Raw genomic sequence first — 11,775 nt, 5'->3', positions numbered from 1 at the left:
CTGCTTTTGTTTGCTATTCTCAAACATCAATAATCCAACATCCGTAACGCATAAGAGTCTAATAGTATTCGTGCTAGAATCGATAACGGCAAGCGGGAACGTACTTCGTAGTCTGGAAAGAAAGAACCTTCTGATTTAAAACCAATAAAAGGTATTTCAATGTATTCCATAATACTTCCGTATTTGTTTGCGGTAAGAAGCAATGAACCGATTTCATTTTTATAACAGTTCTCTGCCGCAATGACTAGTTCCTTTGTTTCTCCATTTAAAGATACAAAAATAGCGATATCGTCCTTCGTGAGCTTTTTGCTAATGCTTTTAATAATTTCTGGGTCAGTATGCAATTCGCAATATTTACCGGCTAGTTGAAATTTGACCATCATTTCTTGTGCGATCAACTCAGAGAATCCTCTTGCAAAAATGACAATTCGGTGAGCTACTTTGATTTTTTGGATAGCATCTTCAATATTTCCTATTTCAATCATATTGATGGTGCGGATTACTTCTTGCTCATTTTTTAAAATGGCTGTACGAATTCCCTGGTCAACTTGATCAAGAGAAGTAAAATTAATATTCTGATTTTCCATTTCTTTCAAATGATGCTTAAAGGCAGTAAAACCTTCATATCCTTTCTTTTTCATCGTACGAACGATGGTAGCTGTTGAGACATTTGCCAATTCACTTAATTTTACAATGGAATAATTCGGTATCTCTAAAATATGTCTTTGAATAAAATCCCACAGAAATTGTTCTGTATTACTTAGTTTGTTTTCCAAATAAATACTCCTTTTAATAAGAATTTGTAAAGGTTTTCAGCTAATTACGATGATTAAGAAAACATTTACATCATTATTCGTTGCATAATAGAAGTGTAGGGAGGAGGTAAAAACATGACACTTTATACATGTACATTGAATTTAGCAATTGATCTTTTCATTGAAACAGAAAATCTCGTTCCATTTACAGTTAATCGTACCACTGATGATGATATTCAAGCAAACGGAAAAGGGGTAAATGTTTCACTTATTTTAAAAATGTTAGGAATTGATAGCATAGCGTTAGGTTTTCAAGCTGGTTTTACAGGAAAATATATAGAAGATTACTTGAATGAGAAAGAGATTCGTACAAATTTTATCGAGGTTCCTGGAATGACCAGGATAAATGTTTTTACTCAAGTAAATAATAGTGGGGAAGAATATAAACTTGTAAATAAAGGGCCGAGCATCCCTGAAGAAAGTATCGTTAAATTTTTGAATCAAATAAAAAAATTAGAGTCGGGAGATTATTTATGTGTCTCTGGAAGTCTTCCCAAAGGAGTAAGACCTTCTATATTCGAGGAAATTAGTCGAATTTGTTTTGAAAATGGTGTTCATTTAATTATTGACAGCAGTTATCCGGAAATTATCAATTGTTTAAAATACCAACCATTTTTATTGAAGCCAAATGAAGAAGAGTTATCGGAGTGGTTTGGTACTTCATTAGTATCAAGAAAGGAGTATCTGATTTATGCTAGAAAGTTGATCGAGGAAGGAGCCCAAAATGTTTTGCTTTCGTTAGGATCAGAGGGAGCAGTTTTTGTAAACGAAAAGATGCTTATTTCAGGGAATTCACCTAAAGGAGAAGTTGTGAATACAGCTTGTGCGGGAGACACACTACTGGCAACCTTTTTGGCGGGGATGTTAAAAAAATCAGATTTGAGCGAAACATTAAAACATAGCATTGCTGCAGGAAGTTCTACCGCTTTTACAAAGGGATTAACGGATTTTTCAAATGTAGAAGAATTAAAAAAACAAATTAAAGTTATAAACGAAGGAGTGCATTAAATATGGCAAAATATCAAATCATTGCAGCTACTGGTTGTCCCACAGGTATTGCACATACATATATGGCTCAGGAAGCTTTGGAACAAGCTGCAAAGCGCAAAGGCATAACAATTAAAGTTGAAACACATGGGCAGATCGGGATTGAAAATGAACTCTCTCCTGAAGAAATTAGGGAAGCAGATGCTGTCATTATTGCATCTGACAAAGATGTTCATCCGGAAAGATTTGCCGGAAAACGGGTCATTGACGTTTCTGTAGGTACTGGAATTAAAGATGCAGATCGTTTAATTGAAGATGCGTTGGCTGGAAAAGGAAAAGTAATGATAGAAACAGAAACAGCAAATAGAGAAGAATCTTCCTCAGATTCATCAAGTTTTGGAAGAAGTATCTATAAAAACTTGATGAATGGTGTTTCACATATGTTACCATTTGTTGTTGCCGGCGGTGTGTTAATTGCGATTTCATTTGCCATTTGGGGTGTCTATTCATTTGATCCTGATCACGCGCAATATAATCCTACTGCAGCCATGTTAAAAAGTGTAGGAGATGCAGCAATGGGATTAATGGTTCCCATTCTATCTGCCTATATAGCTGAAGGAATTGCAAAAAGACCTGGATTGATAGTAGGATTTGTCGGCGGAGTTATCGCAATGAATGGTGGAACAGGATTCTTAGGAGGAATCATTTCCGGTTTCTTAGGTGGTTATTTTGTTCTGTTACTTCAAAAAGCACTAAAAGGCTTACCAAAAGCGTTAGACGGATTAAAAGCTATTTTTCTTCTTCCTGTAATTGGAGTAGGAGTTATCGGAATAGCGATGTCATTGTTAGCGGGTCCTATGAGTGCTGTTAACGAAGGTATGATGAATTTCTTAGCTGGTTTCCAAGATTCAAACCCATTAATTCTAGGAATTATTGTAGGATGTATGAGTGCTTTCGATATGGGCGGCCCGATTAACAAAGCTGCTTATGTAACGGGAACGGCTTTGCTTGCACAAGGAAACACAACTTTTATGGCAGGCGTTTCAGCAGCTTGTATTGCACCGCCATTAATTACTGGTTTTGCTGCTTTATTCTTTGGAAAATATTTTGATGCAAACGACCGTAATGCAGGCTTGGTTAACTTTATTCTAGGGTCTACACATATTACGGAGGGAGCTATTCCTTTTGCTGCAAAAGATCCCATTCGTGTATTGCCAACGATGATGCTAGGCTCATCAATCGCAGCGGTATTGACGTATATGTTTGGAGTACAAGTTCCAGCACCACATGGAGGATTTTTAGTACTACCAGTTGTTACTGGGAAAATCCAATGGGTTGCATCGATTCTTATCGGTTCGATTGTTGGCGGGGTTATATTAGGATTAATTCAAAAGAATAGTGTGGAAAAAAAGAAAGAAGTATTGGTTTCAAAATAGAAAGCGAGGAAATATAAATGGCTTTTATTCATGAAGAAAATATCTTTTTGAATGAAGAATTTTCTACACAAGATGAGATTTTTCATTTTTTATCAGATAAAACAGTAGAACTTGGTTTTTCTACAAGCAAAGAAGCAGTTTATCAAAAACTGACAGAACGGGAAGCTGAAGGTACAACCGGGATGATGGATGGTTTTGCTATTCCACATGCTAAAGCAGAAGAAATTAAGGAGTCTCAGGTTGTGATTGTGCGTTTAAAAAATAGCATTGATTGGCAGAGCATGGATGGAAATCCAACATCATTTGTCATTGCCTTATTTATTCCTGAAGAGGAATCTGGAACGACTCACTTAAAATTACTTTCTCGAGTAGCGCGTTTGTTAATGCGATCAGAAGTAACTTCAGCTTTAAAAGCTGCTGAAACAGAAAGTGCTATTGCTCAACTACTTAATCAAAAGATAAAAGAGGTATAAAATGAAAACAATATCAAAAGAGAAGTATACGTATTTAAATAAGATGGTAAATGAAAAAGGAATCATTAGCGCTCTTGCGATTGATCAGCGTGGTGCTTTGAAGAAAATGATTGGAAAACATAAAGAAGCGACGGATATAGATATTATTGACTTTAAAAAGTTGGTTTCGAAAGAGTTGACTCCTTATGCTTCTGCTATTCTTCTAGATCCTGAATATGGTATTCCTGCTTCTGAAATAAAGAATGACGAATGCGGTTTACTACTAGCATACGAAAAAACAGGTTATGACGCTTCAGAACCTGGACGTCTGCCAGATACGTTGGATGTTTGGTCTGTAAAAAGATTGAAAGAAGCTGGATCGGATGCATGTAAATTCTTATTGTACTATGATGTAGACGAATCGGATGAAATTAATGAACAGAAAAAAGCTTATATGGAACGGATTGGCTCGGAATGCGAAGCAGAAAATTTGCCATTTTTCTTAGAAATCCTTACGTATGATCAACATATGACCGATAACACTTCTAAAGAATTTGCTGCTGTAAAACCACATAAAGTAATTGAAGCAATGAAGGAATTCTCAAAAGAACGGTATGGAGTGGATGTTCTTAAAGTTGAGATTCCAGTAAATATGAATTTTGTAGAAGGGTACGGCTCAGAGATCGTTTATACAAAAGAAGAGGCTGAAAAATGGTTTGTACTGCAAAACGAGGCAACAAAGCTACCTTTTATTTTCCTTAGCGGCGGAGTAAGTGCAAAACTATTTCAAGATACTTTGCGTTTCGCAAATGAAGCTGGTTCTACCTTCAATGGTGTCTTGTGTGGACGAGCAACTTGGGCAAATGGAGTGGATGTTTTTGTAAAAGAAGGATCGGAGCAAGCAATCGAATGGCTTCGAACAGAAGGAAGAAGGAATATAGAAGAGCTGAATGATGTATTACAAGAAACAGCATCATCTGTATTTGATAAAATTGAATCATTAAGTTAATAAAAAAATAGAGCTGGTTTACGATGATTATAAATGGTAAATCGGCTCTTTGAGTTTGGACTGTAATAATGATGTATAGTAAATAGAAAGAAGCTAATGATTATACATCATGGAAAATATGAAATAAAAAGGAAAATACCTAGCAATTGACACCATCGGGATTAGAGAGCAATATAAGAAAATCAGCTAGCTGCTGTTTATCAGTTAATGTTACCAACGGAAGACACGGCGTAAGTTAACTGAAATAGATAATTTATGTTTTACAAGAGCTATTAATTCATTATAATAAAGGTGTAGATAATTGAACTTTTTTCACGAATTGTAGAAGGAGTGATACAAATGAAATTATCAGGTAGAACAGCGATCGTAACAGGTGCAGCCTCTGGTATAGGAAAAGCTATTGCAGAATTGTATGCAAGAGAAGGTGCAAAAGTAATCGTTTCAGATATAAATGAAGAAGCAATCAACCAAGTAGTGGAAGGGATTAAAGAAGAAGGCGGTCAGGCGGCTGGGATTGTTGCTGATGTCTCTAAAGATGAAGAGATTGACGCAATGGTCAAATTAGCAGTTGATGAATTCGGCAGTTTAGATATTTTAGTGAATAATGCTGGAATCTTGGATAATTTTATGACAGTAGGAGAAGTGTCCGATCAGGTATGGAACCAGGTGATAGCTGTGAATTTGACAGGTCCATTTAAAATTTCTCGTGCGGCAATCAAGATTATGGAAGGACAAGAAAATGGCGGTGTTATTATAAATAATGCATCCATTGGTGGTTTATTCGGTTCTCGTGGTGGCGCTGCGTATGTATCTTCAAAGCATGGTTTAATTGGTTTAACGAAAAACATTGCTGCAACTTATGGAATTCATGGGAAAATACGTGCGAATGTGATTGCCCCAGGAGCAGTAAGAACCAATATTTCAAGCTCAATTACTGCGGAAGCAAGTAAAATGGGTCAAAAGGCGTTAGCAGGCGCTGGAGCTGCACCACTGGGAGAATCGGAACAATTAGCACAAGCTGCGCTCTTTTTAGCTTCGGATGATTCAAGTTTTGTAAACGGTGATGTGATGGTAGTAGACGGCGGCTGGACATCAGTCTAGTCCCACACAAAACAGGCTGTAGGAAAAATTTCCTTACAGCCTATTTTTGCATAAGAAATTCCAGATTAGAGTTTGCTCAGCCAATAAAAATTGCTAGTAATGTGTAGACTAATGTACAAACAGTTGTAAACACTGGAGTTCCGATTGATAATAATTAAAGCAAAACTAGCGAATTCTGCATTCAATTCGCTAGTTTTTCTTTAACTCTATAAAGATAAATTATTCAGCCATGATCTCAATTAATTTTCCCTCTTCATCTGTCAGTTGCTTTACTTTTTCATGCTTTCTAAATCTTTTACCCATAGCCCAATGTATTCGATTCTCACAACCAGCTCTCCTTGTTAAATAGATTTAATGACTCTAGCAGGATTCCCAGCGATTGCTACATTGTCGGGGAATGATTTTGTTACGACTGATCCAGCCCCTACTACAACATTATTTCCTAAAGTGACGCCTGGAAGAATGATGGCTCCTCCACCAATCCATGCATTATCTCCAATAGTAATAGGTTTAGCATACTCATACCCGCTGTTTCGCTCGATTGGATCAAGAGGATGAGTAGCTGTATATAATTGGACATTTGGAGCCAACATACAATTATCACCGATACGGATAGGGCAATCATCCAAGAGGGTGGCATTGAAATTCGCATAGAAATTCTTACCAACATGGATATTGTATCCATAATCAAAAGTAACTCTCGGTTCGATATAGAGATTTTCTCCTGCAGTTCCAAAACACTTGGATACGATATTATTTCTCACTGACTGATCTGCTGTTTCATTAATGATACTCATTTGTTTTCTAGCTTCTGCTCGGTCTGCAACTAATTCCGGATCAGCAGAAAAATACATTTCGCCAGCAATCATCTTTTCTTTTTCGGTTCTTGTCATATAAAACTCACCTCATAGTAGAATATTTTCATTATAACATTATTAACATTATTAATAAAAGCGCTTATCTTACTTGTTTCTGGTATTCTATTATAAAAACATGAAAGTAGGCGAGGCTATGTATTCTCACGGCCCAACGAATGTAAAATTACATAATAAACACTTTTTAAAGAAAATTTTAAAAGAAGCACAGGAACCGATTACGAAAAGTAGACTTTCAAAAGAAAGTGGATTAAGCGTTGTTACAATAAACAAACTCATTCCAGAAATGCTGGCTAGTGGGGAAGTTTTAGAGATGGATGAACCTGTTATTACGGGAGGCAGACGTGCAGCTGTATATGAACTTAATAAAAATTATCAAATGTGTTTAGTTATCCATTATATTGAAAAAGAAAAAAATTTAATTGTTGAGCTTGCCGTTGTAAATCTTTTTGGCGAAACGCTAGTAGAGGAAAGTTTTGTTGATCAGTTAACAACATGGGAAAATATAGAGTTTGTAATTGATTCCTATAAAGAACGTTTTCCAACTATTGATATTATCTCCATTGGTATACCAGGAGTTGAAGTGAAGGGGATATTAGAGATTATGGATCTGGATGCCATGAGAGGCATGGACCTACGAAAAAAAATTGAAGAACGTTTCAATATTCCGGTTATGATTGAAAATGATATTAATGCTGCGATTCTGGGTTATAAAAATACAAATGCAAGTGAGGAAGCGAATATTGTATCGGGTCTATATTTCCCGGAAAATTATCCGCCAGGCGCAGCATTAGTCATAAATAATGAAATTTTTCATGGCAGCCACGGACTAAGCGGCGAGGTGAAGCACCTGCCATCTTATGACAACACAGAATTCCCGTTAACAAATGAAGAAGACGTGATGCAGCTTCTAAACGAAAGTATACAGACCATATTAAGTATGTATGATCCAGATGAAGTGATTGTTTATGGAAATAGTAAGTTGATAAGTTCTTTGATAGAAGATACAGTCAGCAAAGAAATGAAAAATAAATTTCCATACGGGACCGATTTCATTATCAAGTATGCTGATACCTTCCAAGAAGATTATTACCAAGGACTCATCATGCTGGGAATTATGGAATTAGATAAATTTGATTTTGATCTTAAAAATTATTAGAAAAAGATGTTCAAGCGAAATATTAAGTCTGAACATCTTCATTTTTAAAATATAAAGATGTTCAGCAGAGAATGAAGCAATGAACATCTTTATTCTGAAAAAATAAAGACCTTCAGGCTGAAAAATGAGCTTGAAAGTCTTTCTTTTTATTTATACAAAAAACTTCTCTAAAGCAAGGGCAATGCCATCTTCATCATTCGACAAAGTAACGTAATCTGCTGCTTCTTTTATTTCATCAATCGCATTTCCCATAGCAACCCCGATTCCTGCATAATCAATAATCGAACGGTCATTTTGGCTGTCTCCAAAAGATATTACTTCACTGGCAGAAATATCGTGGGCAGATAGAACACTATCGAGTGCATTCGCTTTGCTAATGTTTTTAGCGGTAAGTTCAAAATAGAAAGGTGCTGAAAATACCCCTGTTGCAACATCTTGGAAAGGCTGGAAGATTTCTTGGTGAACTTCTTCCAAGTACGCTGGGTGACCCGCTACTAGTATCTTATTCAATGGATAATTCGCAAAAGTAGCTAAATCTTCCACTTCACATAACTTAAACGTTCCAATATCTGCTTCATACTTAATGACATTAAAAGGTTCTTCAGTCATGCCTTCAATGAATTCATATACATCGTTGACAAATAAATGTGTGTCTTTAACAATCATAGGAATGACATCAAATTTTTTCAAATGGTTCAGCATATCTTGGCCTACTGCAACGTTCATCGGTTGATTAAATAATACTTCATTTGTCGAACAGTCTGTTACCATTGACCCATTATAAGATAAAATAAATCCATTATTAGAAGCCAGATCCAGCTCTTTTGCAGCTTCCCACATACCTAAAGTAGGACGCCCAGATGCTAGAATGACTTTTACCCCATTTTTTTGAGCATCCATCAATGCTTCTTTTGTCTTGCTTGAGATGGTTTTTCTTGATGTTAATAGTGTGCCGTCCATATCCAGCACAATTGCTTTAATCGTCATTTGCTATTCTCCTGTATGTCTATAATAATGAATCTTTTTGATTATACCAGTTTCTTCTTATTTTTTAAATCGTCAGAAAATTCTTATATTATTCTTGACATATTAAGAAAAGTAGGTTAAATTGCTTTCAATGATTAAAGAATGATTAGGTGATTAAAATGAAAATGATAAAAACAGAAATCTTCACAACTTTATTATTATGAAACAGACTCTTTTTACACGTAAAAAACGTAAATAAAAGAGTCTCATTTGCATTGCATAAAGTGTTTTAACTTTCATGCGGTGCTATTTTTTTATCCTAAATACATTAGAAAATGAGGAGAGATTAAATGAGGAGAATACAATTTTTTGACACAACCTTGAGAGACGGAGAACAAACACCAGGAGTAAACTTTAATACAAAGGAAAAAGTGCAAATCGCTTTGCAATTGGAAAAATGGGGTATTGATACGATTGAAGCGGGCTTCCCCGTCACATCGCAGGGAGACTTTGAAGCAGTACAGGCTATTTCTAGAGCAGCAACAAAAATGACAGTAGCGGGACTTGCAAGATGTCAGAAAAAAGATATTGATCGAGCATATGAGGCACTGCAAGAAGCAAAATTTCCACAAATACATGTTTTCCTAGCTACAAGCGATATTCATATGAAAGATAAGTTGAAAATGACGAAAGACGAAGTGTTAGCTTCTATAAAAGAACATGTTTCTTATGCACGGACTTTATTTGAAAAAGTTCAGTTCTCTCCTGAAGATGCATCGCGTAGTGACAAAAACTTTTTACTAGAAGCTGTTCAAACAGCCATTGATGCTGGAGCAACAATTATCAATGTTCCAGATACAGTAGGTTATTCCAATCCCAAAGAATATGGTGCCATTTTTGCTTTTCTTATCAGCAATATTAAAAGTGACCAAGAAATTATTTTTTCATCTCACTGTCATGATGATTTGGGGATGGCCACTGCTAACGCGCTTGCAGCGATTGAAAATGGTGCAAACCGTGTAGAGGGAGCCATTAATGGAATTGGTGAGCGCGCAGGGAACACTGCTTTGGAAGAAGTAGCCATTGCACTACATATTCGAAAAGACTTTTATCAATGTGAAACAGGAATTGTTCTTAACGAAACGAAGCGAACAAGCGACATTGTTTCCCGTCTTTCAGGAATGGTTGTTCCAAGGAACAAAGCAATTGTTGGAGGAAATGCTTATGCACACGAATCTGGTATTCATCAAGATGGCGTCCTAAAAAATCCAGAAACATATGAGATTATTACTCCTCAATTAGTCGGTGTTCAAACAAATTCGCTTCCACTTGGCAAGCTGTCCGGCCGACATGCATTTAGAACAAAAATAGAAGAACTGGGTTATACCATTTCTGATGATGAAGTGAAAAAATTGTTCAAACGTTTTAAAGACCTAGCCGATAAGAAAAAACAAGTGACTGACGAAGATTTGATTGCTTTGATAGATGATCAAGTACGTTCAGAAGAGGAAGTTTGTCATTTGGAATCCGTTCAGTTGCAATACGTTTCAAATGGACACCAAGGAGCGATTGTCTCAATCGAGGATGAAAAAGGCGAAAAATCAATTGCTTCCGCAATTGGTTCGGGAAGTATTCAAGCGATTTACAATTCGATTGATCAAGTATTTAAACAACATCCGACTCTCACAAACTTTGAAATGAACGCTTTGACTAGTGGAGAAGATGCGCAGGCTGAGGTGCGTGTCACGATTGAAGACGAAGTTACTCATGAGCAAGTGAATGGAGTGGGAATTGACTTTGACGTTCTTCAAGCTTCCGCAAAAGCCTATGTTCAAGCAAGTTCCATTTTAAAAAGTAAAGGAGCTAAATCATGAAAAAGAACATTGCAGTGTTAGCTGGAGACGGGATTGGTCCGGAAATAATGGCAAGTGCCATTCGCGTTTTAAAAGCTGGGACTAAATCTGTATCTACTGAATTTGAGTATGTAGAATACCCTTTTGGCGGGGCTGGAATTGATGCTGCTGGAGATCCGCTCCCAGATGAAACCATTCAAGCTTGCCAAGAAGCAGATGCTATTTTGCTAGGAGCTATTGGTGGTCCCAAATGGGATCAGGCACCAAAAAGACCGGAGCAAGGCTTATTACAATTACGGAAAGCATTGAATTTATATGCTAATATTCGTCCAATTACAGTTCCAGATTCACTACTGCCTTTATCACCTATAAAAGAAGCAATCGTAAAAGGAACAGATTTTGTGGTTGTCCGTGAATTGACGAGTGGCATTTATTTTGGAGAACCAAGAAGCTTAACGGATGAAGAAGCTTATGACACTAATCGTTATCAAGTGCATGAAATTGAAAGAATTGTCCGCAAAGCCTTTGAAATCGCACAAGGAAGACAAAAAAGACTTGTTTCGGTGGATAAAGCGAATGTATTGGCGACAAGTAAACTGTGGCGAAAAACGGTTGAGCGAATTGCAAAAGAATATCCAGACGTTACCGTAGAGCACCAATATGTGGACGCTGCAGCGATGCTGATTGTTCAAAAGCCGACCACATTCGATGTTATTGTCACAGAAAATTTATTTGGCGATATTTTAAGTGATGAAGCTTCAGTTTTACCTGGAACGTTAGGTGTATTGCCTAGTGCAAGCCACAGTGAAAGCGGTGTGTCTTTATACGAGCCGATCCATGGCTCCGCTCCAGACATAGCTGGGAAAAACGTAGCCAATCCAGTATCGATGATTTTATCCGCAACATTAATGTTGCGTCAATCATTTAATATGGATGATGTCGCAGACCAAATTGAGGAAGCGTGTTATGCGGTGCTGAATGAAGGTACTGTGACAAGAGATCTAGGCGGGACAGCAATGACAAGTGAATTTACTGATGCAGTGATTGAGAAGTTGTCATAATTGTATAGGTGAATAGAAATATATAGATAAAAAATCATTTCAAATAAAAATAATCCAGGGT

General features: G+C 36.7%; 10 protein-coding genes and 1 pseudogene. 8 read left to right on the top strand and 3 right to left on the bottom strand.

Annotated features, from left to right (window positions below; genetic code table 11):
• Nucleotides 1-26 precede the first annotated feature (26 nt).
• Nucleotides 27-776 (bottom strand): MurR/RpiR family transcriptional regulator, encoded by a 750-nt coding sequence (locus EJN90_RS04620; RefSeq protein WP_126109089.1) that lies wholly within the window; start codon nt 774-776, stop codon nt 27-29.
• Nucleotides 777-890: 114 nt separating this feature from the next.
• On the opposite strand from EJN90_RS04620, the gene pfkB reads away from it, so the two are divergent.
• From pfkB to EJN90_RS04595, 5 genes are all read left to right on the top strand, one after another.
• Entirely contained in the window at nt 891-1,823 is a 933-nt protein-coding gene (pfkB, locus tag EJN90_RS04615; RefSeq protein ID WP_126109088.1) for a 1-phosphofructokinase, read from the top strand.
• A gap of 2 nt (nt 1,824-1,825) precedes the next feature.
• Nucleotides 1,826-3,238, top strand: a complete 1,413-nt coding sequence (locus EJN90_RS04610; RefSeq protein WP_126109087.1) for a PTS fructose transporter subunit IIC — start codon at nt 1,826-1,828, stop codon at nt 3,236-3,238.
• Between the two features lie 17 nt (nt 3,239-3,255).
• Entirely contained in the window at nt 3,256-3,711 is a 456-nt protein-coding gene (locus EJN90_RS04605; RefSeq protein ID WP_126109086.1) for a PTS sugar transporter subunit IIA, read from the top strand.
• 1 nt (nt 3,712) lies between these two features.
• Nucleotides 3,713-4,699 (top strand): tagatose-bisphosphate aldolase, encoded by a 987-nt coding sequence (gene lacD / locus EJN90_RS04600; protein WP_126109085.1) that lies wholly within the window; start codon nt 3,713-3,715, stop codon nt 4,697-4,699.
• Nucleotides 4,700-5,038: 339 nt separating this feature from the next.
• On the top strand, nt 5,039-5,800 hold the full coding sequence (locus tag EJN90_RS04595; RefSeq protein ID WP_126109084.1) for a glucose 1-dehydrogenase: 762 nt from the start codon (nt 5,039-5,041) through the stop codon (nt 5,798-5,800).
• A 344-nt stretch (nt 5,801-6,144) separates the two neighbouring features.
• Here the strand turns inward: EJN90_RS04595 and EJN90_RS04590 are convergent.
• Nucleotides 6,145-6,693, bottom strand: a pseudogene (locus EJN90_RS04590) (sugar O-acetyltransferase); the annotation flags it as partial.
• Between the two features lie 118 nt (nt 6,694-6,811).
• On the opposite strand from EJN90_RS04590, the gene EJN90_RS04585 reads away from it, so the two are divergent.
• Complete coding sequence (locus tag EJN90_RS04585) at nt 6,812-7,834, top strand: ROK family protein (protein ID WP_164544005.1); 1,023 nt, start codon at nt 6,812-6,814, stop codon at nt 7,832-7,834.
• 150 nt (nt 7,835-7,984) lie between these two features.
• On the opposite strand, the gene EJN90_RS04580 is transcribed toward EJN90_RS04585, so the two are convergent.
• A complete protein-coding gene (locus tag EJN90_RS04580) occupies nt 7,985-8,821 on the bottom strand; it encodes a Cof-type HAD-IIB family hydrolase (protein WP_126109081.1) in 837 nt (278 codons plus the stop codon).
• A 329-nt stretch (nt 8,822-9,150) separates the two neighbouring features.
• On the opposite strand from EJN90_RS04580, the gene EJN90_RS04575 reads away from it, so the two are divergent.
• Nucleotides 9,151-10,674 carry a 2-isopropylmalate synthase gene (locus EJN90_RS04575; RefSeq protein WP_126109080.1) on the top strand — a complete coding sequence of 508 codons (1,524 nt, stop codon included), beginning with the start codon at nt 9,151-9,153 and terminating at the stop codon, nt 10,672-10,674.
• A complete protein-coding gene (gene leuB, locus EJN90_RS04570) occupies nt 10,671-11,714 on the top strand; it encodes a 3-isopropylmalate dehydrogenase (protein ID WP_126109079.1) in 1,044 nt (347 codons plus the stop codon). Before EJN90_RS04575 ends, leuB begins: the two co-directional genes overlap by 4 nt.
• The last annotated feature ends 61 nt before the right edge of the window (nt 11,715-11,775 follow it).

The sequence above is a fragment of the Jeotgalibaca ciconiae genome (assembly GCF_003955755.1).
Classification (GTDB): domain Bacteria; phylum Bacillota; class Bacilli; order Lactobacillales; family Aerococcaceae; genus Jeotgalibaca; species Jeotgalibaca ciconiae.
This window is presented reverse-complemented; position numbering and strand designations above follow the sequence as displayed.